We start from the raw sequence: 26,404 nt of genomic DNA, 5'->3' as shown, positions 1-26,404 counted from the left end.
GGGCGCCAGCTTCGCGCTGGGCGAGGGCGCGGTGGGCCAGGTGGCGCGCGAGCGCAAGCCCATCATCCTGGAAGTGAGCGGCGATGCCGCCGCCGCGCCCATCGTCACCGGCACCATGCTGGCCTTGCCGCGCTACACCTACACCTACCCCTTGCTGCACGAAAAAGAGCTGGTCGGCGTGATCGAGCTATCCAGCTTCGAGCATTTCGACGAGCGCAAGCTGGAGTTCCTGTCCAACGTCGGCGGCATGCTGGCGTCTTTCCTGTTCGTCGCCGAGCAGCGGGTCCACATCCGCAAGCTGCTGGCCGCCAGCGAGGCGGCGGAAAAGGAAATGCGGGAGCAGAGCGAGCAGCTGCGCGAAAGCAATGCGCGGATGGAAGAGCAGCAGCAGCAACTGCAGCAGCAGTCGGAAGAGCTACAGCAGAGCAACGCGCAGATGGAAGAGGCGCAGCAGCAACTGCGGCAGCAGACCGAAGAGCTGCAGCAGACCAATGCGCAGATGGAGGAGTCGCAGCAGCAGCTGGAACAGCAGAACCGCGAGCTGGAGGAGTCGAGGCTGTTGCAGGAGGCCAGGGCGAAGCAGCTGGACCTGGCCAGCAAGTACAAGTCGGAGTTTCTCGCCAATATGTCGCACGAGCTGCGCACGCCGCTGAACTCCATCATCCTGCTGTCCAAGATGATGGTGAACAACGAGGACGGGACGGTGAAGGACCAGGCGCTGAAGTGGGCGCAGGTGATCCATCGTTCCGGCGAGGACTTGCTGCGGCTGATCAACGACGTGCTGGACCTGTCCAAGGTGGAGGCCGGCCGGATGGACGTGCACCTGGCCACGCTGAGCAGCCGGGATGTATGCGGCGAGCTGCAAGGCATGTTCGAGCATCTGGCGCGCGACAAGGGGCTGGACTTCGTCGTCGACGACAGCCTGGACAGCGATTTCGTATCCGATCCGGACAAGTTGTCGCAAATCCTGCGCAATCTGCTGACCAATGCGATCAAGTTCACCCGCAGCGGCGGCGTCACGCTCTCCATGAGCCGCCATCCGGACGCGGCGCTGCCGATACGCATCAGCGTGCGCGACAGCGGCATCGGCATTCCGGCGGAAAAGCGAAGCGTGATCTTCGAGGCCTTCCAGCAGGCCGACGGCTCCACCTCGCGCGAATTCGGCGGCACCGGCCTGGGCCTCACCATCAGCCTGCGCTTCGCGCAGATGCTGGGCGGCACCATCGAGCTGCAGAGCGAGCCGGGCGAGGGCAGCGAGTTCATCGTCTGGCTGCCTGAGAGCGGCAGGCCGGAAGCGGCGTCGGCCGGCTCGGTTTCGTTGGAGGTGGCGGACGACAGGGCGGCGCTGCGGCGCGGCGACAAGGCGATACTGCTGATAGACGACGATCCGGTGTTCGGCCAGATGCTGGTGGCGATGAACCGGCGGCTGGGCTACAAAACGCTGCTGGCGCCGACCGGAGCGGAAGGCCTGGAGCTGGCCTCCGAGCACGGGCCGGCGGGCATCCTGCTGGACTTGGGCCTGCCCGACATGGATGGCACCCAGGTGCTGCACGAGATCAAGACGAGGCCGGCGCTGGCGGACATCCCGGTCTATATCGTGTCGGCGCGCGACCGCGACGAGGCGCTGCTGCAGCAGGGCGCCATCGGCTTTCTGCGCAAGCCCGCCAGCGACAAGCTGCTAGCCGCGGCCGAGGCCGAGCTGGTCAAGGCGGTGGGCGGCAAGGGCGGGGGCATCCTGGTGGTGGAGCGCGGCGGCATCAGCCGCGACGAGGTGTCCAAGCTGGTCGGCGATATCGGCGGCGACATCGTGGCGGCGGCGCCCGACGCCGACTGGAAGGCGCTGCTGGAACGGCACCGCAGCCAGCTGGCGGTGCTGGACCTGGGCGAGGCGGAGATCGCGGACAGCGTGGCCGTCGCCGAGGCGCTGCGCGGCGTGGATCCCGACATCTCGCTGGTGTTCTACGCCAGCGGCAAGCCCAGCGAGGAGGACGAGGCGGCGTTGCGGGCCTATTCCGACTGCGTGATCGTCAAGACGCCGCAGGCCGGCCAGCGGCTGCTGGAAAACGTGGAGCGTTTCTTGCAGGACGTGCCCAGGCAGCGGGCCGAGCTGAAGGCCCCGATCGCGCCCGCCGGCAGCAAGCTGCTGGCCGACCGGCACGTGCTGGTGGTGGATGACGATCCGCGCAATCTGTTCGTGATCACCGCGGCGCTGGAGCGGCACGGCGCCAAGCTCAACAGCGCGGTCAACGGCCGGCGGGCGCTGGAATTCCTGCAGCACCAGAGCGTGGATCTGGTGCTGATGGACATCATGATGCCGGAAATGGACGGCTACCAGGCCATCGCCGCCATCCGCGCCAATCCGGCCTGGAAGGACATCCCGGTGGTGGCGATCACGGCGAAGGCGCTGCCGGCCGAGCGCGAGAAGATCCTGGCCACCGGCGCCGACGACTACCTGTCCAAGCCGGTGGATTACGACGTGCTGGTGGCCAAGGTGGCGCAATGGTGCGAGGGACGGGCTAAGTGAGCGTGACGGTGCAGCAGCGCTCCGGCCAGTGCAAGGTCGCCATTCTGGGGCGGCTGGACCGGCAGGAGGACCGCAATGTGGTGTTGGACCTGCTGCGCGCCAATCCGGAGCAGGCGCTGGAGCTGAGCTTTTACGATGCTGATTTATTGTGCGTGGAGCTGTTGTGCGCGATGGCGGACCGGCTGAACGGGGGCGGCAAGCTGAAAATCGTCGCTTACCATGCCTTGCTGGCGCATGGGCTGACGCGGCTGAATCTGCCGGCGCGGCTGGTCTCCGGCCGGACCGCGCCGGCCGACGCGCGGCCGAATCCGCGGGCGCTGGCGCTGGCCGGGTCCGCGCAAAGCCTGGAGTGCATCCTGCACATCGTCGAGCGGCTGCCGGTGTCCGAGATGGCGGTCTTCGTCGCCCAGCACGTGCAGGAAAACCAGGTGAACCTGCTCGATCAGCTGCTGAAATCGCGCACCGGCTACAGCGTGGAAATGCCGCAGCACATGGCGCCGGTGAAGCCGGGAACGATCTACGTGGCCCCGCCCGGCCATCACATGCGGGTGGGCCATGGCTATGTCTACCTGACCCGCGATCGGCAGATCCAGTTCGCGCGGCCGTCGATCGACGCGCTGTTCGAGTCGCTGGCCGGCGAGTACGGCGCGGAAGCGATGGCCGTGCTGCTGTGCGGCTTCGGCCAGGATGGCACCGACGGCTGCGCCGCGCTGCGCGCCGCCGGCGCCTGCGTGATCATCCAGGACGGCGGCGAATGCGCGCCGGCGCGCGTGATGCCGGACGCGGCGCGCAACGCCGGCCATTACGACTACCTGATGAAGCTGCCGGCGATCGCCAGCGTGGTCGCGGCCGCGGCGGCCGGCGCCGACGCCCAGCCGGAAGGCGAGCTGCTGGAGCTGTTCCTGGCCGCGCTGGTCAGTCATTACGGCTACGACTTCCGCAATTACCAGCGCGACAGCCTGAAGCGCCGCATCCGCAACCTGATGGGGCAGTTCCATATGGGCGGCTTCGCCGACTTCCAGCGCGCGGTGCTGTCCGACGTCGCGCTGTTCGAGCGCCTGTGCGCGGAGCTGCCGGTGGGGGTGACCAGCTTCTTCCGCCATCCCGAGCAGCTGAAGCTGCTGCGCGAGGAGATCCTGCCCTATCTGTCCAGCTTTCCGCTGATCAAGCTGTGGTCGGCCGGATGCTCCAGCGGCGAGGAAGCCTATTCGCTGGCCATCGTGCTGGACGAGCTGGGCCTGCTGGACCGCAGCCACCTGTTCGCCACCGACTTCAATCCATACCTGCTGGCCCAGGGCAGCAGCGCGCTGTTCCCCGCCCAGGCGCTGGACGCCAACCGCGCCAACTACCTGGGCAGCGGCGGCAAGCGGCTGTTCGACGCCTACCTGTCCCGGAACGGCCGCTTCCTGCAGGCCGACGACCATCTGCGCCAGCGCATCCTGTTCTACCGCCATTCGCTGACCGACGAGGGCATCTTCAATGAATTCCAGCTGGTGGTCTGCCGCAATGTGCTGATCTATTTCGACACCGAACTGCAGCGCCAGGTGCTGCGGCGCTTCGCGCAATCGCTGCATGCGGAGGGCTTCCTGGTGCTGGGGCCGCAGGACGGCCTGAACCGCCTGGCGCTGGACATGGGCTTCGAGCTCTATCGCAGCGGCAGCCATATCTATCGCGTGGGACGGAGCGCCGCGTCATGAGCCGGAAATTCGTGATACTGGTGGTGGACGACAACGGCAACAACCGCGTCACCCTGCAGGCCCTGCTGGGCCGGCTGGACGACTGCGAGGTGCTGGAGGCGGGCTCCGGCGAGGAGGCCCTGCTGATCACGCTGGAGCGGGAGGTCAACCTGATCCTGCTAGACGTGCAGATGCCGGGCATGGACGGCTTCGAAACCGCCAGCCATCTGCAGATGACCGAGCGCACGCGCGGCATTCCCATCGTCTTCGTCACCGCCATTTTCAAGGCCGACGAATTCATCGGCCGCGGCTACGGCCTGGGCGCGGTGGATTACCTGATGAAGCCGCTGGACGACAACCTGCTGCTCAACCGCGTCCGGCTGTACCAGAAGCTGCACGAGCGCGAGATGGCGCTGGAGGTCCGCAGCCAGGCCTTGCTGGATGCCAACGCCCAGCTGACCGAGGCGCGCGACGCGGCGGAGGCGGCCAATCGCGCCAAGAGCGAATTCCTGGCGGTGATGAGCCATGAAATCCGCACGCCGCTCAACGGCGTGATCGGCATGACCGACCTGCTGAGGCGAACCCGGCTGGACGAGCGGCAGCGCCACTACGTCAGCGTGGTGCATCGCTCCGGCGAGAGCCTGCTGGCCATCATCAGCGACATTCTGGACTTTTCCAAGATAGAGGCCGGCAAGTTCGAATTGGACAACCGGCCGTTCTCTCTCAATCTGCTGGTCGAGGAAATCGTCGAACGGCTGGCGCCTGTCGCCTACGGCAAGGGGCTGGAGCTGATGTGCGCGCTGCCGCTGATGCCGGTGGACGTGGTCGGCGACGGCAAGCGCCTGGGCCAGGTGCTGACCAATCTGCTGGGCAACGCGATCAAGTTCACCGAGTCCGGCCAGGTGTTGGCGCGGGTGGACAGCGTAGCGGAGACGGGGATGGCGTTGACGTGCCGGATCAGCGTCCGGGATACCGGCATCGGCATCTCGCCGGAACAGCAGAAGCGGCTGTTCCAGCCTTTTTCCCAGGCCGACAGCTCCACTACCCGGCGCTTTGGCGGCACCGGGCTGGGCCTGGTGATCTCCCAGCGGCTGGTGGGCATGATGGGCGGGAGCATCGAATTGGCGAGCGAACCCGGCGCCGGCGCCGAGTTCCACTTCACGCTGAGCCTGCCGCGAGCCTCGAGCAGCCTGTCGCCGCCGCCTCCGGCCGACGGCGTGGCGCGGATGAGGGTGCTGGTGCTGGACGACAACGTCACCAATCTGGAGATTCTGGAGCAGCAGCTGGCGTCCTGGAAGTGCCACATCCACGCCTTCCATGAGCCCGGGAAGGCGCTGGACTGGCTGGCTGCGGGGCATGAGGCGGATCTGATCGTATCCGACATGATGATGCCGGAGATGGACGGGCAGATGTTCCTGAGCCTGGTGCGGGAGAGGCTGGGGACGTCGGCGCCGCCGGCCATCATCCTCAGCTCCGCCGCCGACGACCTCCAGCAGCTGAACGGCGCCGCGCAGCTGGCGCGCCAGGTGCTGACCAAGCCGGTGCGCCGGTCCGAGCTGTACAACGCCTTGCTGCAGCTGGGATCGTCCGTCGCCAGGGCGGCGCAGGCGGAAGGGGGCGGAGACGACCGGCAGCCGAAGTTGAAGGGCCGGGTGCTGCTGGTGGAGGACAATCTGGTCAATCAGGAACTGGCGACGGCGATGCTGGGAAATCTGGGTTGCGAGATGGCGCTGGCGCGCAACGGCGAAGAGGCGCTGCGCTTGTGGCAGGACGGCGCGTTCGATCTGGCGCTGATGGACTGCGAGATGCCGGTGATGGACGGCTGGCAGGCCACCGGCGCGATCCGGGAGCGGGAGAGGGAGCGCGGCAGGGACGCGCGCCTGGTCATCGTCGCGCTGACCGCCAACGCCGGCCTGGGCGAGCGGGAGCGCTGCCTGGAGGCCGGCATGGATGATTATCTGGCCAAGCCCTTTACCCAGCAGGAGCTAGGGGCGGCGTTGGCCCGCTGGCTGCCTTTGGGAGACGAGGCGCAAGCCGGACCGGAAGGGGCGGCGGGCGATGCGGAGAGCCGCGATGGAGAATGGCTCGACGCCGGCACGCTGGATGCGATCCGGGGGATCAAGGCGGATTTGCTGCCGCGCATGCTGAGCGCCTGGATGGACGAGGGGCCGCGGTTGCTGATGGACATTCGGCAGGCGGTGGACGCCGGCGATGGCGCCGGCCTGTTCCGCGCGGCCCATGCGCTGAAGAACTGCGCCGGCAGCGTGGGCGCCCAGCCGCTGGCTTCGCTGTGCCTGGCGCTGGAGCAGCAGGGCAAGGGAGAGGATCTGGCGTCGGCCGTGGATCTGCTGCCGGAGCTGGAGCGGACGTTTGGCTGTTCCATAGAGGCGCTGCGCGCGCTGGACGAGGGGAAGGGGCTGGATTGATCCAACGTGAGGAGCGCTGTAGAGAGGTTCCGTTAGTGAAAACCCCATTCCTTGCCGAATAAGGCTTTTTCATTTTTGTGCGCTTGCAACAAAGCGGAACTGGCGCAGAGTTCCTGAAAAAATCTGGTTTTTCTGCAAAGTTTTTGAAAAAACTGCCGCAGCGACAGCCGCTGGCAAGCCTGTGCATTGCCTGGGCAGTTGCAGGTGCTTTTCTTCCCTTCTGCCGTTTTGGCGCATAGGCAGTGTGGCAGACATCTCGAGTCGAAGGCCTGCCCGTCAGCCTGCAGGATGGTCGGGAGTTCTGCCAAAGCGGTCGATGATCCACGCCAGGAAAAATGGCCGGTGCTGACGGCAGGCCCGCCATTGGCGCTTCCTGGATCAGACCGATGGTTTCTCAACTAATCGCATCTGGGGCGATTCAGACATCCCAAGCTGTTTGTAGCTTACCCCGGCGTCACTTGTGCGCAGAGCGATGTCTGATATCGATCTATTGGTAATGTTCGCATTAGTACCTATAACGGTACCAAAACAGCCCCTTGAAGGGCGGATTCCCACGATTGAGCGCGAGGTGGGCGGGGTATGAGACTAAGCATCAAATCTTTGCTGGCGGCAAGCGCGGGGCTGACGATCCTGCTGCTGTCGCTGGTCCTGCTATGCACTTTCCAACTGCAGCAGGCGTTGGGTACGCAGGCGCGGGCGGAGTCGCAGCGCTATCAGAGCTACCTGCTGGCCAATGAGCTGAGGCAAAGCTCAGACGACTTGACCCGGCTGGTCCGCACCTATGCCGAAACCGGCAATCCCATGTACGAGCGGCAATACTGGGCAGTGCTGGCCATCCGCAATGGCCAGCTGCCGCGTCCAGAGCATTACAACCGCATTTACTGGGATTTCATGGCCGTGGATGGCCGCAAGCCGCAGCCTGATAGCGTCGCGGTGCCTCTGCAGACGCTGATGGGCCAGGCCGGCTTCACCGACGACGAGTTTGCCAAGCTCAAGGAAGCGCAGGCTAATTCAGACCGACTGGTGAATACCGAAACGGTGGCGATGAACGCGATGAAGGGGCGCTTTGCCGATGGCAGGGGCGGTTTTACCCGGCAGGGAGAACCTGATCCGGCGATGGCCAGACGCATCCTGCATGACAGCCAGTACCATCAGGATAAGGCTTCTATCATGCGCCCGGTGGACACGTTCTACCAGATGATGGAGCAGCGTACTAACCGCGCAGTGAGCCAGGCCCAGTCGCAGGCTGGCTTGTGGCTGGCCATCCTGATTGGTTTGTTGTTCGCCAGTTGCGTGTTGAGTGTGCTGATGTTCCGCACCATTTACCGAAAATTGCACAGGATGCTGGGGGACGAGCCGTTGCATGTGTCAGGCATGATGCGGGCGGTGGCCGAAGGGGATTTGACGGTGAACGCGCGCGAGGGCGGCTACCCAGCCGACAGCATGGCCGGCGCCATTGTCCAGACCATCGCGGGGCTGAATGCCTCCATCGCCAGCAGCCAGAGCAGCGCCGGCCGCCTGTCCACCTTGGCGGCGGAGATCAATAGCACTTCCCAGAGCCTCTCCAGCAATACCGGGGAACAGGCAGCCAATCTGTCGGAAGCGGCGGCCTCGCTGGAGGAAATCTCCTCATCCATCAGTCAGACCAGTGACAACGCGACCTTGACGGAAGACATGGCGGCTAAGGCGGCCGTCGACGCGCAGCAGGGCGGAGATATCGTCCAGCAGACTGTGCAAAGCATGAAGCGGATCGCCGAATGCACCATGGTTATCGACGACATCGCCTATCAGACCAATCTGCTGGCGCTCAATGCCGCTATTGAAGCCGCCCGCGCCGGCGAGCAAGGCAGGGGTTTCGCGGTGGTGGCGCAGGAGGTGCGCAAATTGGCGGAGCGCAGCCAGATGGCCGCGCGCGAAATTTCCAGCGTGGCCAATCTGGGAGTGAACATGGCCGGCCGGGCCGGACAACAGCTTGAAGCCAGCGTGGACTCTAGCCGCCGCACCGCCTATCTGATCCAGGAAATCGCCAGCGCCGCCAAGGAACAAGCCTGCGCGGTCGGGCAGATCAACGCCACGATCCAGCAACTGAGCGCCGCCACGCAGCAGAATGCATGCCTCGTCGAAGAACTGGCGGTCATCTCCGAAAAAGGCAATGACTGCGCGGACGAGATGCAAAGGCTGATGCAGCGTTTCCAGACACGCGCCGATGTCGGCGCGATCATCCAAAGTCCGGCTGCCGCCCATTCGCGTGCTGTCGTTATCGGGACCGGTCCCGCATCCCGTATCTGATTCCGTCGCCGGGATCGGCGGCGGACCCGGATCGCAAGGAGCTTCCTCCATGAACAATTTTCGCGGCAATGTCGTGATCAACGGTCTGCTGGGGCTGATCGTGCTGACCTTCATCGGCGTGGTGTATACCTTCATATCCATGCGGCAGGCGGTTGACTCGATGAGCGCCGCCAGCGACAACCGCTACCATTCCTACTTGCTCGCCTCCGAGCTGCGGCAGAGCTCGGATGATCTTACTCGCCTGGGCCGCACCTACGTCGTCACCGGCGATCCAGCCTATGAGCAGCAGTACAACCGGGTACTGGACATCCGCAACGGCAAGGCGCCGCGGCCGCAGGAGTACAACCGCATTTACTGGGACTTTGTCGCTGCGGGCCAGGACAAGCCCAGGCCGGATGGCGAAACCGTGCCGCTGCAAAACCTGATGAAGCAAGCCGGATTCACCGACGACGAGTTTGCCAAGCTCAAGGAAGCGCAGGCCAACTCCGACGGCCTGGTCAACCTTGAAGTGCGAGCGATGAATGCGGTGAAGGGCAAGTTCGCCGACGCGCAGGGCAATTACACCGTCAACGGGCAGCCCGACATGGAACTGGCGCGCAAGCTGGTGCACAGCAAGGAGTACCACCAGTACAAGGCCAAGATCATGAAGCCTATCGACGACTTCTTCGTTCTGCTGGATCAGCGCACCAATACCGCACTGCAACAGGCGCGCGATAGGCTGTCCAATGCGCAGCTGATGTTTCTGGTGACCATCATCCTGCTGGTGGGCGAAATCCTGTTCCTGATTCTGCTGGGCCGGCGCCAATTGAATGCCCAGTTGGGCGGCTCGGTAAGCGAGATCGAGCAGGTGCTGCAGGAAATCGCCTCCGGCAATCTGACGGTGGCGGTGCCCAATGCGCCGGAACACAGCGCGCTGGGCCAGATCGGGGTGATGAACCAGCGGCTGCGCCGATTGATCGGCGAGGTCAACAACAACGCCGGCGAGCTGGTGAGCGCGGTGGGGTCATTGCATCAGACCACCAACCGCATCAGTTCGGACGCCGATCAGGTGAACCAGGCGATCAGCTCCAATGCCGCGACCATCGAGCAGATCACCGTCAGCGTGACCCATGTCGCCGATACCACCTCAGACGCCAACGCCATCATTTCCCAGGCCAATGACAGCGCTGAGCGCGGCCGCCACGCGATGCAGCAGGTATCGGCGGAGGTGGGCAAACTGTCCCAGGCGATGGCGACATTGGGCGATACCCTGCACTCCCTCGGCAAGCATTCCGAGGAGATCAGTTCTATCGTCGGCGTGATCAAGGATATTGCGGACCAAACCAATCTGCTGGCGCTGAACGCGGCCATCGAGGCCGCCCGCGCCGGGGAACAGGGCCGGGGTTTCGCTGTGGTGGCGGACGAGGTGCGCAAGTTGGCCGAGCGCACAGCACAGGCGACGACTGAAATCACCACCATGACCCAGGGCATGCAGCAGCAGACCGCCGGCACCGTCAGCAGTATGCAGCAGGCGCGCAGCACCGTGGATCAGAGCGTGGACCTGGCTCAGAGCGCTGCCAACGAAATCGAGAACATAGGCGGGTTGATGGGGCAGGTGGTAGAAACCTTCGCACAGATCACCCATGCTACCCGAGAGCAGTCCACCGCTGTCGGCAATATCGCCCACACCACAGAGCACATCAACGGCATGACCCGTTCCACGTCGGAAGTGGCGCAGAGCGCTAGCTCCACCCTGGACGAATTGAACCAGCGCGCTAGCAAGCTCAAGAACGTGGTGGAGCGATTTCATATCTGATTTCGGGCAAGCGACTGTGGCTGGGGCTGGTCATCACCAGCATTGTGAGCGCTCGATAGCTACCCTTCACCGGAATGAGTGGTCAGTTATATCGGAATCAGCGCCGAGTGGCGTGAAAAAACCGGAGGGAGCTTTGCTGGCGGGGGCGACTGGCGGGGCATGAATGGAAAACGGCGCAGGCAAAGCCTGCGCCGTCGGCGTCTGGAACGCGAAAACGCTTATTCTTCCGGCACGTTCAAGGCATTGACGCTGTAGCCGGCGTCGACGTAGGTGATCTCGCCGGTGATGCCGGAGGCCAGGTCGGACAGCATGAAGGCGGCGGCGTTGCCCACTTCCTCGGTGGTCACGTTGCGGCGCAGGCAGGCCTGGCTGGAGGCCATGTTCAGCAGCTTGGAGAAGCCGGAGATGCCCGCGGCGGCCAGCGTCTTGATCGGACCGGCGGAGATGCCGTTGACGCGGATGCCTTCCTTGCCCAGGCTGGCGGCCATGAAGCGCACCGACGCTTCCAGGCTGGCCTTGGCCAGGCCCATCACGTTGTAGTTCGGGATCGCCCGCACCGCGCCCAGGTAGGACAACGTCAGCAGCGCGGCCTTGCGGCCCTGCATCATCGGACGCGCGGCCTTGGCCAGCGCCGGGAAGCTGTAGGACGACACGTCGTGAGCGATCTGGAACGCTTCGCGGCTCAGAGAATCCAGGAAGTCGCCTTCCAGCGCTTCGCGCGGGGCGAAGCCGATCGAGTGCACCAGACCGTCCAGGCCGTCCCATTGCTTGGCGAGGTCGGCGAACAGCTGGTTGATCTCGTCGTCGTTCTGCACGTCGCAGCGGTAAACCAGCTTGGAGCCGAAGTCGGCCGCCATTTCGCGGACACGGTCCTCCAGCTTGTCCACCACGTAAGTGAACGCCAGCTCGGCGCCTTCGCGATGACAGGCCTGGGCGATGCCATAGGCGATCGAGCGGTTGGAGATCATGCCGGTGATCAGGATTTTCTTGCCTTGCAGAAAGCCCATTTGGTGTCCTTCACATGTAAACAGCCAGCCATTATACCGAATGCCGGCGATTTGCAGCAGCGTCGTGGAAGCTAAGCGCCGGTTTCGGCAAGGATAACCCCTTGAACGTAGGGGGAACGGAACTTTGTGCCGCAGGTTGCCGCCCGCTCCGCCGCTTGCTACCATCCCGAATTAAGCACACCCAATTTTGACGAGGAAGCCATGAGCGATCTGATCCTGCACGTAACCGACGATTCTTTTGAAAACGATGTCCTGAAGTCCGACAGCCCGGTGCTGGTCGATTACTGGGCCGAATGGTGCGGCCCGTGCAAGATGATCGCCCCGATCCTGGACGAAGTGGCCAAGGAATACGAAGGCAAGCTGAAAATCGCCAAGCTGAACATCGACCAGAACGAGCAGACTCCGCCCAAGTTCGGCATCCGCGGCATTCCGACTCTGATGCTGTTCAAGGACGGTCAAGTCGCCGCCACCAAGGTCGGCGCGCTGTCCAAGAGCCAGCTGACCGCCTTCATTGACAGTCAACTGTAAAGCGTCTATTCTCCACGCACAATCTTTCATGACGGGTGGCATAAACAAGCCGCCCGTTTCGTTTACGCTTCCACACCCCCGATAGGCGCTCCGCCTCATTACTACCGAGTCGACCTCACGACCGCTATGCACTTATCTGATCTCAAACATCTCCACGTATCCGAGCTCGTTGAAATGGCCATTTCCAACGAGATCGACGGCGCCAACCGGTTGCGCAAGCAGGATCTGATCTTTGCGCTTTTGAAGAACCAGGCCAAGAAGGGCGAGAGCATTTTCGGCGAGGGTACGCTGGAAGTATTGCCGGACGGCTTCGGTTTCCTGCGCAGCCCGGATACCTCCTATCTGGCGGGCCCTGACGACATCTATGTCAGCCCCTCGCAGATCCGCCGCTTCAATCTGCATACCGGCGATTCGATCGAGGGCGAGATCCGCACGCCGAAGGATGGCGAGCGCTATTTCGCGCTGGTGAAAGTGGATAAGGTAAACGGCGAGGCGCCGGAGAATTCCAAGCACAAGATTCTGTTCGAGAATCTGACGCCGCTGTTCCCGACCGAGCAGTTCAAGCTGGAGCGCGACATCCGCGCCGAAGAAAACATCACCGGCCGCATCATCGATCTGATCGCGCCCATCGGCCGCGGCCAGCGCGCGCTGCTGGTGGCGCCGCCGAAGTCCGGCAAGACCGTGATGCTGCAGCACATCGCCCACGCCATCACCGCCAACCACCCGGACGCGGTGCTGATCGTGCTGCTGATCGACGAGCGTCCGGAAGAAGTGACGGAAATGCAACGCTCGGTGCGCGGCGAAGTGGTGTCGTCCACCTTCGACGAGCCGGCCACCCGCCACGTGCAAGTCGCCGAGATGGTGATCGAAAAGGCCAAGCGCCTGGTCGAGCACAAGAAGGACGTGGTCATCCTGCTGGACTCCGTCACCCGTCTGGCCCGCGCCTACAACACCGTGGTGCCGGCTTCCGGCAAGGTGCTGACCGGCGGCGTGGACGCCAACGCGCTGCAGCGTCCCAAGCGCTTCTTCGGCGCCGCGCGCAATGTGGAGGAGGGCGGCAGCCTGACCATCATCGCCACCGCGCTGATCGACACCGGCAGCCGCATGGACGATGTGATCTACGAGGAATTCAAGGGCACCGGCAACTGCGAAATCCATCTGGACCGCAAGATGGCCGAAAAGCGCATCTTCCCGGCGATGAACATCAACCGTTCCGGCACCCGCCGCGAAGAGCTGCTGATTCCGCAAGACCAGCTGCAGCGCATCTGGGTGCTGCGCAAGCTGCTGTACCCGATGGACGACCTGGAGGCGATGGAATTCCTGCAGGACAAGATCAAGGCCACCAAGTCGAACCAGGCTTTCTTCGACTCGATGCGCCGCTGAGCGATATCCGCCAGCCAAGATGCCAGACCATGCCGGTCTGGCATTTTTTTTGGTACATTGGAGACATGTCTGCCGCAAGAGCGGGCGCCGGGAGATAAAAGGATAACGATATGTGGTCCATGGAGGCAGACGAGGCCGCCGCGATGATCGCCGGACGGCTGCAATCCTACGATTTCACCGGCAGGGTGGCCGATTTGCCCTATCGGGCGGCGTCGCCTGGCTTGAAGGCGGCCGCGGTGCTGGTGCCGCTGGTGTGGCACGCGGACGGCGCCACGGTGCTGTTCACCCGCCGCACCGACCATCTGTCCAGCCATCCCGGCCAGGTCAGTTTTCCCGGCGGCAAGCTGGAGAGCGGCGACGCGTCGGCCCAGGCGGCCGCGCTGCGCGAGGCGCGCGAGGAGACCGGCCTGCCGGAATCGTCGGTGCGGGTGCTGGGAAGCTTGCCGGAATACGTGACGGTGACTGGTTATCTGGTCACGCCGGTGGTAGGCCTGCTGCATCCGCCGCTGGCGCTGGCGCCGGCGCCGGACGAAGTGGCCGAGGTATTCGAAGTGCCGCTGCCGCTGCTGCTGGATCGGCAGGCGTACAGCCGCCACGACTATGTCCGCGATGGCGTGGCCGGCCAGTATCTGTCGTTGCAATGGGACCGGCACACCATCTGGGGCGCCACCGCGGCGATGATGTGGATGCTGGCCGACGCGCTGGGCGGCGCGTCTTTCTAACGCCGGATTTGCCGGCTCACGCTTCTTCCTGATCCGACAGCACCACGTTGCGGCCCGACTGTTTGGCGTCGTACAGCAGCTTGTCGGCGCGCGACATCATCAGCGCCGGGCTGTCGCCCGGCCGCCAGTCGGTGACGCCGCCGCTGAAAGTGATGCGTTGCTCGACGAAGGGGAAGGTGGTGTGGGTCAGCGCGATCTGCAGCCGGTTCATCACTTTTTGCGCGTCGCGCAGCCGTGTGTAGGGGAAGATCACCATGAACTCTTCGCCGCCGATGCGCGCGTTGATGTCGGTGTTGCGGGTGGTGTCGCGCAGCGCGTTGGCGACGGCCACCAGCACGTCGTCGCCGGCCTGGTGGCCATATTGGTCGTTGAAGCGCTTGAAGTGGTCGATGTCGAACACGGCGATGGCCATGGTCTGGCCGTAGCGCTCGCAGCGGCTGATCTCGTCGCGCAGCACCATGTCGGCGTGGCGGCGGTTGTACAGGCGGGTCAGCGGATCGGTGACCGCCATCTCGGCCAGTTGTTGATTGCTTTCGTGCAACTGTTGTTCCAGCAGCTTGCGGCCGGAGATGTCATACAACGCGATCAGCGCCGACGGCTGGCTGTCGTGTCCTAGCCGGCGCAGCGAGACGATCGCCCACAGCCGGCTCTTGTCCTCCAGTTCCAGCTCCACCTCTTGCTGCAACGCGTCCTCTCCCTCGCGCAGCCATTGCTCCACCGGCTGCAGCTTCAAGGGCAGGTTCAATTCATTGTCGGCGGCCTGCTCGGGATCGCGCGGCGGCAGGCCCAGCATTTCCCGCGCCGGTGAGTTGGCGTGGCGGATGCGGATGGTCTGGGGATTCACCAGCAGCAGCGCCAGCGGCGCGGTGTCCAGGATCAGCCTGGCCTGCTCCTCGCTGGCGCGTATGCGCTCGTTGCCTTGCAGCAGCAACTGGTGCTGGCGCAGATTGGACAGATGCTTGCGCAGCGCCAGCAGGGTCAGCGCGGAGAGGAACAGCCAGCCCGGGATCGCCAGCCAGGCCTTGTCCCAGACGTAGCGGGTGAAGTCGCGCCGCGACAGGCCCACCGCCACCTGGAACGGGTAGTTGCCGGTCTGGCGCATGCTGTACAGCCGTTCGCGGCCGTCGAAGCTGGACGGCGCGTCGAACAGCATCTGCCCGGGGTCGTGGGACAGGATTTCGCGCGGCTGCAGCGGCCGGTAGCTTTGCGGATCGTTGCCGCTGGTTTGCGGCCAGCGCGTCACCGTCAGCTGGCGCTGGTCCAGCACCAGGATCTCGCCGTGCTCCCCAACCGTCAGCCGGCTGACCTCGTCCTGGATGAAGTTGTGCTTGATCAGTCCGGTGGCCATGCCGATCAGGTTGCCTTCGCCGTCGTACAGCTTGTTGGCCAGCACGATGCCGCCGTCGGTGGGGCTGTGTATCACCGTGGTGTAGTTGCTTTCCTTGGGGTCGATCCGGTGCAGCCAGCGGCAGAATTCGTTGTGGTGCGGGGGGGAGGCGCTGTCGCGCTTGCTGCTGAACACCGTCTGGCAGGCGGTGTCCACGATTTCGACGCGGCTGAGGTAGGGCGCCAGCTGCAGCAGCTGCAGCAGTTTCTGTGTCAGGTTCTGGCGCGCGCCGGGCTCCAGCGCGCCGCTGCGCAGCAGGCGCTGGATTTCGGGAATCTGGTTGCTGCTCTGCAGGATCAGGCCGGCCTCGTGGATGCCGGAGCTCAGTCTTTCCGCCAGCAGCTGGCTGAGGCCGCTCGCTTGCCGCCCGGCCTCGGTTTCCAGCTGGCGGTAGCTGGTGGACAGGTCCACCGCCAGCAACGCGAGGGTCACCAGCAACAATAGCGCGGCGCCCCATTTGGCGTGGCGGGCGGAGCGGGAGCCGAATCTGGGCGGAGTCATGTCCATGAACGGTGAGGGCTATGCTTTGCTTATAGTAGGCATGTCCCCAGTATGACAGCTCTGCCCATGGCTGCGTAGCGCGTTACAGGGTGAAGCGCATGGACAGATCCAGCGCGCGCACGTCTTTGGTCAGCTTGCCCACGGAGATGCGATCGACGCCCGTGGCGGCGATGGCGCGCACGCTGTCGAGGTCGATGCCGCCCGAGGCCTCAAGCTCGGCGCGGCCGGCGCTGATCTCCACCGCGCGGCGCATGTCGTCCAGCGACATATTGTCCAGCAGCACCAGTTTGGCGCCGTGGCTCAGCGCTTCCTCCAGTTGCGGCAGCGACTCCACTTCGATCTGCAGCGTGACGCCCGGCGGCAGGCCGGCCTGCGCCTGGGCCATCGCCTGGGCGACGCCGCCGGCGGCCATGATGTGGTTTTCCTTGATCAGGATGCCGTCGAACAGGCCGATGCGCTGATTGGCGCCGCCGCCCACGGTGACTGCGTACTTTTGCGCCAGCCGCAGGCCGGGCACGGTCTTGCGGGTATCCAGGATGCGGGCGCGATGGCCGGCCGCCGCGTCGACGTAGCGGCGGGTCTCGCTGGCGACGCCGGACAGCAACTGCAGGAAATTGAGCGCGCTGCGCTCGGCGGTGAGCAGCGCGCGGGCCGGGCCGCTGATCCGGCAAAGCTCTCGGCCCGCCTCCACGCGTTCGCCCTCGGCCGCCAGCCATTCCACCGCGCAGCCCGCGTCCACCTGGCGGAAGCACTCGTCGAACCAGGCCTGGCCGCAGATCACCGCGTCTTCGCGGGCGATCACGCGGGCGGCGCCGGTTTTGTCTGCGGCTATCAGCCGGGCGGTCCAGTCGCAGGGGCCGATGTCTTCGGCCAGGGCCAGGGATACGTGTTGGGCGATCAGGTGGTGGGCGGGCAGGGGCATGAAGGTCTCCATCCAAAAGCGTATTGTAACGGCAGGAGCCGGAGTTGGCGCGTGCGCCGGCGGCGAAAGTCCGGGAGGGCGCGCGGGCATCTGTTATGCTGAGGCCCGGTTTCTTTAAATTTGAATGTCATGGATTTGTCCGCATTGCTGTTTGCCGGCTGGGCGCCGTGGCTGGCCGGCGCGCTCGCGGCCGCGGCGCTGACTTTCGCCGCGTTCCGGGTGCGATGGCGCATGTTGGATCCGGCGGCGCTGAATGCCTGGATGGGGGCCTGCGTGCTGGATCTGGCGCTATGGCTGCTGCGCGGCGGCCTGCAGCCGGGCTTATCCTTCCATTTGCTGGGAGCGGCGTTGTTCACCTTGCTGATGGGGCCGTGGCTGGCGATGCTGGCATTGGCGGCGGTGCAGTTGGCCTTGGCCGCGGCCGGCCACGCCGACTGGCGGGCGCTGGGGCTGAATTGGCTTTTGACGGCGCTGCCCGCGGTGGCGGTGACCGCCGGCATGCTGGAACTGGCGCGGCGGCGCTTGCCCGCGCATTTCTTCGTCTACATTTTCGTCAACGGCTTCCTGGCCGGCGGGGCCAGCCTGCTGGCGGCGGCCTTGTGCGGCGTGCTGGGGCTGGGCCTGGCCGGCGCCTATCCCTGGGACGCGCTGTTGGAGGAAGCATTGCCTTATTACTTCTTGCTGTCGTGGTCGGAAGCCTTCACCACCGGCTTGCTGCTCGCGGTGCTGGTGGTGTACAAGCCGCGCTGGGTGGCGACCTTTGACGACGGGCGCTATCTTGGAGGCAAGCCGGGCCCCGGCTGAGCGGCGTTTGCCGCTGTCAAAACAAGGAGGAGTCGATGCCGTTCGTGCTATGGAGTCTGTTGTTGGCCGCGGTGCTGCCGCTGATCTGGGCCGGCGTGGCCAAGGCCGGGGTGCGTTACGACAACCATCGTCCGCGGGAGTGGGCGGCGCAGCTGGCTGGCCGCCGCCAGCGCGCCAACTGGGCGCAGCAGAATGCCTGGGAGGCGCTGCCCACTTATCTGGCGGCCGTTACGGCCGCCTGGCTGATGAAGGTGCCGGTGGCGGAGATGAACGCCGCCGCGGCCGTGTTCGCGCTGGCGCGCGTCGGACACGGCCTGCTGTACGTGGCGGACCAGGCGGCGCTGCGCTCGCTGGCCTGGCTGATCGGCCTGCTGGCCGTGCTTTACCTGTTCTTGCGCGCCGGCGGCGTGATCGCCTTATAGCCAGCCCTGCGCCTGCAGCGCGGCGCGTACCTGGGGCAGGCCCGCGGTGTGGAAGGCTTGCCAGCCCTGGGCGCGCGCGGCCTCCACGCACTCGATGTTGTCGTCGAAGAAGGCGATGGCTTCGGGCGCGACGCCCAGGGTTTGCTGGACGTGGCGGTAGATGGCGGCGTCCGGCTTGCGCAGATGCAGCAGGTGGGAGGCGAAGGTGTGCCGGAAGTGGGGCAGCAGGCCGAATTCGCGGTCTATCTTGTCCCAGTGCAGCGGGTTGTTGTTGCTGAGCGCGGCCAGCGGAAAGCGGCGGGACAGTTCGGCCAGCATTTCCGCTGCGCCGGGGTAGGCGCCGGCCAGCCAGTCGGACAGCTGCCCGAGCATCGCGTCGGCGTCGACGCCCAGCTGCAGGGTGTCGGTCATCGCGGCGGCGAACTCGCGCGGCGCGCATTCGCCCAAATCCAGCTTGGCCACCCAGGGGCTGTCGATCCAGAACAGACGCGCCTGTTCGCGCTCCAGCCGGCCATCCGACAGCCGCACCAGCGGGTCGATGCCGTTCCAGTCCACCAATACGCCGCCCAGATCGAATACCAGAACTTCCGCTTGCTTGCTCATTTGCTCTCCAAAGACATTGCGTTGTCGGGGACGGGCGCTTACAGGATCAGCGGTTCCGGTTCCAGCGCCACGCCGAATTTCTCGCTTACCGAGTTTTGCACCTTGCGCGCCAGCGCATGCATTTGGGCGCCGGTTGCCTGGCCGTGGTTGACCAGCACCAGCGCCTGTTTGTCATGCACGCCGGCGTCGCCGTCGCGATAGCCTTTCAGCCCGCATTGATCTATCAGCCAGCCCGCGGCCAGCTTGACCCGGCCGTCGGCGGCGGGATAGTTGGGCAACTGCGGATGGCGCTCCAGCAGCGCGGCGGCTTGTCCGGCGTCGACGACCGGATTCTTGAAGAAGCTGCCGGCGTTGCCCAGCACGGCGGGATCGGGCAGCTTGCTCTGGCGGATGGCGACCACCGCCCGGCTGACGTCCAGCGGCGTCGGCTGATCCACGCCGTCGGCCTGCAGCTGTTTCTGGATGTCGCCGTAGCCGGTGCGCAGATCCGCGCGGCGGGACAGCCGGAAACGGACCGCCGTCACCAGCAGCCGGCCGGCGGACTCGCGCTTGAACACGCTGTCGCGGTAGCCGAAGCGGCACTCGGCGTTCGACAGCGTCAGCGCCTCGCCGTTCCGGTCCAGCCGCGCGCACACCACCTCCAGCAGGCGGTCCTTCACTTCGACGCCGTAGGCGCCGATGTTTTGCACCGGGCTCGCGCCGACTGTGCCGGGTATCAGACTGAGATTTTCCAGGCCGTACCAGCCTTGGGCCAGCGCGTATTGGACGAAGCCGTGCCAGTTTTCGCCGGCCGCGGCCTCGACGATCACGTCGTCGCCGTCTTCGCCCAGCAGGCGGATGCCGGCCAGCGCCACCTTGATGACCAGGCCGGGATAGTCGCGGGTCAGCAGCAGGTTGCTGCCGCCGCCCAGCCACAGCACCGGGCCTTGGCGGTACAGCGGATGCGCCAGCAGGGCCGGCAGGTCGGCGGCATCGTCCAGCTGGCAAAAGTGGGCGGCGCGGACGGCCATGCCGAAGGTGTTGTAGGAGCGCAGGTCGACATCCGCGCGAAACTGCAGGGTCATAACATGATTCCTTGATCGCGGCGCAGCCGCTTGCGGCTGGCGCGGGCCAGATAATAGGTCAGAAGCAGGCCGGCCACGGTCAGGCTGATCACCAGCGCGGTCCAGAAGCCGTAGATGCCCATCCGCGGCACGATCCAGTCGGTCAGCCCCAGCAGCATGCCCAGGCCCAGGCCCACCATCCAGAACGAGGTGATGTGGATCAGCATCGGCACGGCGGTTAGCTTGTAGCCGCGCAGCGCGCCGGAGGCGATGGTCTGGGCGGCGTCGGTCAGTTGATAGACGGCGGCGAACAGCAGCAGCGTGGTGCCCATCGCGATCACTCTGGGATCGGTACTGTACATCCACATGATGGGCTCGCGCAGCATCAGCACCAGCAACATCGCGCCACCGGCCATCGCCAGCCCCATCAGCATGCCGACGCCGGAAATGAAGCGGGCGGCCTTGTAGTCGCCGGCGCCGGCGTGATGGCCGACCCGCACCGACAGCGCGGTGGCCACGCTTTGCGGCAGCATGTAGATCAGGCTGGAGAAGTTCAGCACCGACTGGTGGGTGGCCACGACCACGGTGCCCAGCTCGGCGATCAGCAGCGCGATGAAAGAGAACAGGCTGACTTCGACGAAGAAGGACAGGCCGATGGGCACGCCCAGCCTCAGGAAGGCGAGGAAGCGGCGCCAATCCGGCGCGGCCAAGCCGGCCAGGATGCGGTTGTCGCGGAAATTGCGGTGCCAGCTGACATAGGCGAGCAGCGCCAGACAGTTGAACCAGAACGCGATGCCGGTGGCCCAGCCGCAGCCGGCGCCGCCCATCTTGGGCATGCCGAACAGGCCGTGGATCAGGATGTAGTTGAGCGGAATGTTCAGCGCCAGCGCCAAGAGGCTGACCACCATGATGGCCTTGGGGTGGCCCAGGCTGGAGGCGTAGGCGTGCAGCGCGCGGTGGATCATCGCCGCCGGCATGCCTACGGCCGCGCCGGTGATGAACAGCATCACCTTGTCGGTGACCTCGGACGGCAAGTGCAGCCAGTGGCGCAGCGGCGCTTCCAGCGCCAGCATCAGGCCGCCGCCCAGGATGCCGAGGATGAGGCCGAACCACAAACCCTGGGCCGCGTCGTGGCCGAAGGCGCGCTGGTCTCGGGAGCCCAAGTGGTGGGACAGGATGGGATTGAGCGCGGCGACCACGCCCATCAGCGTCACGTAGGCGGTGATGAACACGCTGGCGCCCAGCGACACGGCGGCCAGGTCGTCGGTGCCGACGCGGCCGGCCATCACGGTGTCGACGAAGCTGGTGGCCACCTGGGCGATCTGGGCGATCATCATCGGCAGCGCGAGGCCGGCGATCTGGCGCGCTTCGGCCAGGATTTCGGCGCGCGAGGCGCGGTTGAGTTCGAACAGCATGCGGTCCTGCGGATTTGGGGCAGAAACTGCCGATTATAGCCGTCCCGCCCGCATACTGTCTGCATAAGGACGGCCAAGCCCCGTGGACATGGCGCCACGTTGCGCTACGGAGTATAGACCCAGGCGCTTGGCAGGACGCGCTTAGAACCGCACCGGCGGATCGCGCCGCAGATCGCAGCTGATGATCAGCTCGCCGCCGAAGCGGGTGTTGATCGCCAGCGCGTCGGCCAGGCTGATGTCGCGGACGGTCAGTTGCTGTTCGCAGCGGTCTATCTCATAGCCCTGGTCGCGGGCGAAAGCGGCGAGGTCGTGCAGGGCGCTGTCGTCGCCGGACGGCAGCGGTGTGGCGCTCAGGCTGCCACAGAGGGGGCGAGGTCTTCCCACGGCATCAAAAATCGCAAAAGAGAAATCGGTATAGCTGTCTTGCAGGCAGTCGTACATTTTTGGCTCTCCAGGTTCGGTCGCGCTGCGCGTGCCGGGCCTGGATGGCCGGCGACGCTTTAGCAGGATTTTTCGGCGCCCTGCAAGTTGTCATTAACTCGGCGCCTGAACCGATCCGAAACCGCCTGCGGGAGAGCATGCCCGGCCAGCCATGAAAAAAACCGCTGGCCATTAAGCGCAAGCGGGTTGATCCGGATACGCTTTAGCTGGCATTTATCAAGCGCCCGCAAGCTGTGTCAAATCGGCGCATGAGTATTAGATTATGCCGATGGCAGCTGGCTGTCAACACCGGTTTCCCGGCTAGACCCGTTCCGGCAGCGCGCGGGCCGACGGCGGGATTTCATCCGGTATAGGCAGGCTGGACGGTTCCTCGCGGGGTCTCTTGAGCAGCGTGGACAGCGCCAGGCCGCCCAGGCTGCCGCCCAGCGCCACATAAAGGATGGCCGGCAGGCCGAAGCGGGTGGCGACGAAACCCGCCAGCGCCGGCGCGGCGCCGCCGCCCAGCACCTCGCCCAGTCCCACCACGATGCCGGTGGCGGCCGGCAGCAGCGCGGCGGGCACCGACTCTCCGGTCAGCGGGCCCACGGTCAGGCAGGTGAGGCTGCAATTGAAGAAGGAAATACCGAACAGCAGGATGAACAGCAGCCATGGCTGGGCCGGCGCCATCTTGAGCAGCAGCACCAGCGCCGCGCTGGCGGCGAATGACAGCATCACCGCCGGTTTGCGGCCGTAGAGATCGGACAGGCCTGGCACGATCAACTGGCCGATGAAGCCGCCGATGCCGATGGCGGAGATCACCGACGCCATTTCCATCGTCGACAGCCGCAGGTGGTCGGTCAGATAGTTGGGCAGCATCGCGCACAGCACGAACTGGCAGGCCAGGATGCAGAACATCAGCAACACGTTGAGCCGGATATTGCCCAGCCGCAGCAGCCGCCGCCATGGCAGGGGAGAGCCGGCGGGCTGGCCGGAAGCGGGGGGCAGGTGGCCGAGCTCCGGCCGGTAGTGGCGGTGGATCAGCCAGGCCAGCAGGAAGCCGGGCAGCGCCACCACGGCGAACACGCCGCGCCAGGAGTGCAGCGTTTCCAGCAGCCAGACGGCGATCAGCGGCCCTAGCGCCAGCCCCAGCACCGGAAACAATGCTTGCTGCACGCCTAGATTGAAGCCGCGCCGGTCCGGATGGGACACCTCGGTGGCGACGGTGATGCCGGCGGGCGTGAACAGGCCCTCGCACATGCCCATCAGCGCGCGCAGCGCCAGCAGGCCGAACAGGCCGCCGGCCAGCGCCGACAGGCCGGACAGCATCGACACCAGGAACAACGAGCCGACCAGCACCGTCTTGCGGCCCAGGCGGTCCACCATGCCGCCCACGGTCAGCGCGGCCAGGCCCCAGGCCATCGCCAGCGCGGCGGACAGGTTGCCCAGATCCTGATAGTTCATTTGCAGGTCCCGCATGATGACCGGAAACAAGGGCAGGATGATGAAGCGGTCCAGTCCCACCAGGCCGAAGCCCAGCGACAGCAGCACCACCATGATGGTTTCGTGTCTCCCGGCGCCGGGGCCGGGCAGCGTGGTCTTGTTCATCGCGTTTTCCTGAGGCGTCGCCGACGGGCGCGCCTGCCCGCGGCGGGAGTGGCGAAAGGGAAGCTGACGATGGGAGGGGACAGGCGCGCCGTTCCGGCGCGCCTGTCAGGCGGATGGCCTCAGGCCGCCCACTGGCCCACCGCCATTTCGGCGGTGAAGCCCGGGCCGAAGGCCGCCAGCATGCCGATCGAGCCTTCTTCGGTGTTGGCGGCGAAGCGGCGGCTCAGCACGTCGAACACCACCACGCTGGCGATGTTGCCGGCTTCTGACAGGCTGTTGCGGGAGTGGGCCACCTTCTCGGCCGGCAGCTCCAGCTTGTTGACCAGTTCGTCCAGAATCTTGCGGCCGCCGGTGTGGAACACGAAGAAGTCGTTGTACGAGCACTGCTGGTTGTACACCTGCTGGTTCAGCTCCTCCATCACCGGCGCCACGTCCTTGATCGAGTTCATCACCGCCTTGTCCAGCGTGAAGTGGAAGCCGGTGTCCTTGACGTCGTAGCGGATGAAGTGCTCGCTCTTGGGCAGGAAGAAGGAGCGGGTGCCCTTGATGTGGAAGCCTGCGGCGTCGTCGTCGGCGCGCACCACGCATGCCGACACCGCGTCGCCGAACAGCGCGGACGAGATGAAGGCGTGCAGCTTGGTGTCGTCCGGCTGGTAGCACAGCGACGAGAATTCCAGCGACACGATCAGCACGTGGTTGAGGCCGCCCAGGCTGGCGAAGTCGTGGGCGCGGTTGATGGCGGCGGCGCCGGCCACGCAGCCGAGCTGGGCGATGGGCAGCTGGATCGTCGATTGCGCCATGTTCAGATCGTTGATCAGGTGGGCGGTCAGCGACGGCATCATGAAGCCGGTGCACGAGGTGACGATCACCATGCGGATGTCTTGCGGCGTCAGGCCGGCGCTTTCCAGCGCCTGCAGCGCGGCCTTGGACGACATCGCCCTCGCCTCGCGTTCGTAGACGATGCTGCGGTGGGTGAAGCCGGTGTGCACCGACAATTCGTCGATCGGCAGCACCAGGTGGCGGGTGTTCACCTCGGTGTTCTGGATCATCCTGCGCGCCAGCGGCAGGCGCGGGTGGTCGCCGTGCAGTTCTTCCAGGTGCTCGATCATCTGGGCCTGGGTGATCTTGTATTGCGGGAACAGCACGGACGGTTGGCAGAGCGTGGACATGGTTCAGACCTTTATATCAGTGAGTGGCTAAGATTCGGGTGGCGTCGTTTTCATCCTGGGCGCCGGGCGGGGCGACGCATCCCGCCCGGTCGCGATCAATCTTCCAGCACGAACTTGTAGGCGTATTGCCAGGCCAGGTTGCTCTCGCGCACATGCTTGCGGAGCACCATGCGCACGCGGGCGCCGATCTTCAGCCGGGACGGGTCGAGCACGTCCACCACTTCGGAGGCGAGGCCGATGCCGTCGTCCAGCTTCAGCATCGCCATGTGGCGCGGCACGGTCTCGCCGTAGCCCATGCCGGCGAGGATGGGGTTGGATGCCTCGGACAGCGCGACGATGACGCCGGCGCGGGCGCAGCGGTAGGTTTCCACGCTCAGCGAGTTGCAGGCGCCGCACACGCTGCGGCGCGGGAAGAAGATTTCGCCGCACGCCTTGCAGCGCGTGCCTTCCAGGCGGTACTTGCCGCCATGCTCGCGCCATTCGCGCAGCATGCTGGCCGTGGTCATGCGGTGGATGTGTTCCGGATACAGGGACATGCTGACGCTCCTTATTCGTTGCCCAGTACGATGACCGAGTTGTGGGCGGCGTAGCCGCCGAGGTTTTGCGAGACCGCGATGCGCGCGTTCTTCACCTGGTTGTCGGATTCGCCGCGCAGCTGGCGGAACAGCTCGGTGATGTGCAGGATGCCGTCGCAGCCGGAGGCGTGGCCGCGGCCGATGTTGCCGCCGTCGGTGTTCAGCGGCGTTTCGCCGTCGATGGCGATGCCGCCTTCCAGCACGAAGTGGCCGGCCTGGCCGGGCTTGCAGATGCCCATCGATTCCATCTGGATCAGGCCGGCGCCCAAGAGGTCGTAGACCTGGGCCACGTCGATGTCCTTGGCGCTGATGCCGGCCTTCTTGTAGGCGATCTCGGCGCAGGCGACCGAGTTGGCGGACAGCGCCATGCCGGTGTCGGTGGCCAGGCCCGGGTGGCGCAGCGTCGGATTGTGGTAGCGGGTGCCGAAGTAATGCGACACGCCGGTGTAGGCGCAGCCTTTGATGAACACCGGCTTGTCGGTGTACTTGTGCGCCAGGTGCTCGGCCACCAGGATCGCGCAGCCGCTGGCCTCGCCCCAGGCCAGCATCGAGCCGTGCGCCTCGCTTTTCTTCAGCTCGTCCAGCGAGGGGATGGGCTGGCCGTAGCGGGTGGCGGTCGGCGTGTTGTGGGCGTAGACGCGCATCTGGCGGCCGAAGGCGGCCAGCACGTCGGCTTCGCGGCCGGCGTAGCCGTAGCGGTGGAAGTATTCCGAGGTGGCCAGCGCGAAGGCGTCGGTGTGCGAGATGCCCAGGAAGTAGTCGTACTCGCACTCGGTGCTGGAGCCGATGTATTCGGCGTAGTTGAAATGGTCGGTCATCTTCTCGAAGCCGCCGCACAACACGATGTCGTACTCGCCGGACGCGACCATCTGGTGGCCCATCTGGAACGATACCGAGCTGCTGGTGCAGTTCGAGCTGGTGATGAAGGTGGGGGCGGGGCTGACGCCCAGCGTGTCGGAAATGGTCGGGCCCAGGCCGCCGTATTCCGAGATGCCCTCGCCGTGGTAGCCATAGGCCACGCCCTGAATTTCACGGGCGTCCATGCCGGCGTTGGCCAAGGCCTGGTAGGACGACTCGACGATCATTTCCTTGAAAGTCTGGCGGACCCGGCTGCTGCCCGGCTTGGGCGTGTAGGCCGCCGCCACGATGGCGACGCGTCGTGCGCTCATGATTATTCTCCTGTTGCTC

At 65.5% G+C, this 26,404-nt stretch carries 22 protein-coding genes; 10 read left to right on the top strand and 12 right to left on the bottom strand.

Translation table 11 applies throughout. From position 1 onward, the window contains the following. From VL52_RS17380 to VL52_RS17370, 3 genes are all read left to right on the top strand, one after another. The coding region (locus VL52_RS17380) for a response regulator (protein ID WP_046158206.1) at window positions 1-2,524 on the top strand (2,524 nt) is incomplete at its 5' end. Then, window positions 2,521-4,221 carry a chemotaxis protein CheB gene (locus VL52_RS23535; protein WP_052717450.1) on the top strand — a complete coding sequence of 567 codons (1,701 nt, stop codon included), beginning with the start codon at window positions 2,521-2,523 and terminating at the stop codon, window positions 4,219-4,221. The genes VL52_RS17380 and VL52_RS23535, both read left to right, overlap by 4 nt. Continuing rightward, window positions 4,218-6,626, top strand: coding sequence for a response regulator (locus VL52_RS17370; RefSeq protein ID WP_052729379.1), 2,409 nt, complete (start codon window positions 4,218-4,220; stop codon window positions 6,624-6,626). Before VL52_RS23535 ends, VL52_RS17370 begins: the two co-directional genes overlap by 4 nt. A gap of 69 nt (window positions 6,627-6,695) precedes the next feature. Here the strand turns inward: VL52_RS17370 and VL52_RS24735 are convergent, their stop codons facing one another. Then, on the bottom strand, window positions 6,696-6,881 hold the full coding sequence (locus VL52_RS24735) for a hypothetical protein (protein WP_144410312.1): 186 nt from the start codon (window positions 6,879-6,881) through the stop codon (window positions 6,696-6,698). A 324-nt stretch (window positions 6,882-7,205) separates the two neighbouring features. On the opposite strand from VL52_RS24735, the gene VL52_RS25640 reads away from it, so the two are divergent. Continuing rightward, entirely contained in the window at window positions 7,206-8,915 is a 1,710-nt protein-coding gene (locus VL52_RS25640) for a methyl-accepting chemotaxis protein (RefSeq protein WP_046158205.1), read from the top strand. Between the two features lie 49 nt (window positions 8,916-8,964). Further along, on the top strand, window positions 8,965-10,710 hold the full coding sequence (locus VL52_RS24730; RefSeq protein ID WP_052729377.1) for a methyl-accepting chemotaxis protein: 1,746 nt from the start codon (window positions 8,965-8,967) through the stop codon (window positions 10,708-10,710). Window positions 10,711-10,928: 218 nt separating this feature from the next. Here the strand turns inward: VL52_RS24730 and fabI are convergent, their stop codons facing one another. After that, window positions 10,929-11,717: an enoyl-ACP reductase FabI gene (fabI, locus tag VL52_RS17355; protein ID WP_021476379.1), complete on the bottom strand. Its 789-nt coding sequence runs from the start codon at window positions 11,715-11,717 to the stop codon at window positions 10,929-10,931. 201 nt (window positions 11,718-11,918) lie between these two features. Between fabI and trxA the strand changes: the two genes are divergently transcribed. The 3 genes from trxA (at window position 11,919) to VL52_RS17340 (ending at window position 14,350) form a co-directional block, all read left to right on the top strand. Continuing rightward, window positions 11,919-12,245: a thioredoxin TrxA gene (trxA, locus tag VL52_RS17350; RefSeq protein WP_046158204.1), complete on the top strand. Its 327-nt coding sequence runs from the start codon at window positions 11,919-11,921 to the stop codon at window positions 12,243-12,245. Between the two features lie 126 nt (window positions 12,246-12,371). After that, window positions 12,372-13,628, top strand: coding sequence for a transcription termination factor Rho (rho, locus tag VL52_RS17345; protein ID WP_021476377.1), 1,257 nt, complete (start codon window positions 12,372-12,374; stop codon window positions 13,626-13,628). A gap of 110 nt (window positions 13,629-13,738) precedes the next feature. Then, a complete protein-coding gene (locus tag VL52_RS17340) occupies window positions 13,739-14,350 on the top strand; it encodes a CoA pyrophosphatase (protein ID WP_046158203.1) in 612 nt (203 codons plus the stop codon). Between the two features lie 16 nt (window positions 14,351-14,366). On the opposite strand, the gene VL52_RS23525 is transcribed toward VL52_RS17340, so the two are convergent. Together VL52_RS23525 and nadC are read right to left on the bottom strand one after the other, a co-directional pair. Then, the gene (locus tag VL52_RS23525) at window positions 14,367-16,238 is read right to left on the bottom strand and encodes a sensor domain-containing diguanylate cyclase (protein ID WP_160298960.1); all 1,872 of its coding nucleotides are present in this window, start codon (window positions 16,236-16,238) and stop codon (window positions 14,367-14,369) included. 82 nt (window positions 16,239-16,320) lie between these two features. Further along, entirely contained in the window at window positions 16,321-17,160 is an 840-nt protein-coding gene (gene nadC / locus VL52_RS17330) for a carboxylating nicotinate-nucleotide diphosphorylase (RefSeq protein WP_046158202.1), read from the bottom strand. A 129-nt stretch (window positions 17,161-17,289) separates the two neighbouring features. Here nadC and VL52_RS17325 point away from each other — a divergent pair, with 129 nt between their 5' ends. Next, on the top strand, window positions 17,290-17,964 hold the full coding sequence (locus tag VL52_RS17325; RefSeq protein WP_046158201.1) for an energy-coupling factor ABC transporter permease: 675 nt from the start codon (window positions 17,290-17,292) through the stop codon (window positions 17,962-17,964). 35 nt (window positions 17,965-17,999) lie between these two features. Further along, entirely contained in the window at window positions 18,000-18,386 is a 387-nt protein-coding gene (locus VL52_RS17320; RefSeq protein ID WP_046158200.1) for an MAPEG family protein, read from the top strand. Here the strand turns inward: VL52_RS17320 and VL52_RS23520 are convergent. The 8 genes from VL52_RS23520 to VL52_RS17280 form a co-directional block, all read right to left on the bottom strand. Continuing rightward, window positions 18,381-18,989, bottom strand: a complete 609-nt coding sequence (locus tag VL52_RS23520; protein ID WP_052729376.1) for an HAD family hydrolase — start codon at window positions 18,987-18,989, stop codon at window positions 18,381-18,383. The two genes, VL52_RS17320 and VL52_RS23520, sit on opposite strands and share 6 nt — an antisense overlap. 38 nt (window positions 18,990-19,027) lie before the next feature. Beyond that, window positions 19,028-20,053 (bottom strand): UDP-N-acetylmuramate dehydrogenase, encoded by a 1,026-nt coding sequence (murB, locus tag VL52_RS17310; RefSeq protein WP_046158199.1) that lies wholly within the window; start codon window positions 20,051-20,053, stop codon window positions 19,028-19,030. After that, window positions 20,050-21,447 carry an MATE family efflux transporter gene (locus VL52_RS17305; RefSeq protein WP_046158198.1) on the bottom strand — a complete coding sequence of 466 codons (1,398 nt, stop codon included), beginning with the start codon at window positions 21,445-21,447 and terminating at the stop codon, window positions 20,050-20,052. The genes murB and VL52_RS17305 overlap by 4 nt, the downstream gene beginning before the upstream one ends. Before the next feature lie 141 nt (window positions 21,448-21,588). Continuing rightward, window positions 21,589-21,888 carry a hypothetical protein gene (locus tag VL52_RS17300; RefSeq protein ID WP_021476368.1) on the bottom strand — a complete coding sequence of 100 codons (300 nt, stop codon included), beginning with the start codon at window positions 21,886-21,888 and terminating at the stop codon, window positions 21,589-21,591. Window positions 21,889-22,188: 300 nt separating this feature from the next. Beyond that, window positions 22,189-23,472, bottom strand: coding sequence for an MFS transporter (locus VL52_RS17295; protein ID WP_046158197.1), 1,284 nt, complete (start codon window positions 23,470-23,472; stop codon window positions 22,189-22,191). A 119-nt stretch (window positions 23,473-23,591) separates the two neighbouring features. After that, on the bottom strand, window positions 23,592-24,641 hold the full coding sequence (locus VL52_RS17290) for a type III polyketide synthase (RefSeq protein WP_046158196.1): 1,050 nt from the start codon (window positions 24,639-24,641) through the stop codon (window positions 23,592-23,594). Between the two features lie 95 nt (window positions 24,642-24,736). Continuing rightward, a complete protein-coding gene (locus tag VL52_RS17285) occupies window positions 24,737-25,177 on the bottom strand; it encodes a Zn-ribbon domain-containing OB-fold protein (RefSeq protein WP_046158195.1) in 441 nt (146 codons plus the stop codon). Between the two features lie 11 nt (window positions 25,178-25,188). Next, a complete protein-coding gene (locus VL52_RS17280) occupies window positions 25,189-26,385 on the bottom strand; it encodes a thiolase family protein (RefSeq protein WP_046158194.1) in 1,197 nt (398 codons plus the stop codon). Between the last annotated feature and the right edge of the window lie 19 nt (window positions 26,386-26,404).

The sequence above is a fragment of the Chromobacterium vaccinii genome (assembly GCF_000971335.1).
In the GTDB taxonomy this organism is placed as follows: Bacteria; Pseudomonadota; Gammaproteobacteria; order Burkholderiales; family Chromobacteriaceae; genus Chromobacterium; species Chromobacterium vaccinii.
Note: the sequence above shows the minus strand (reverse complement) of the source record. Positions and strands in the feature narration are given on the sequence as shown.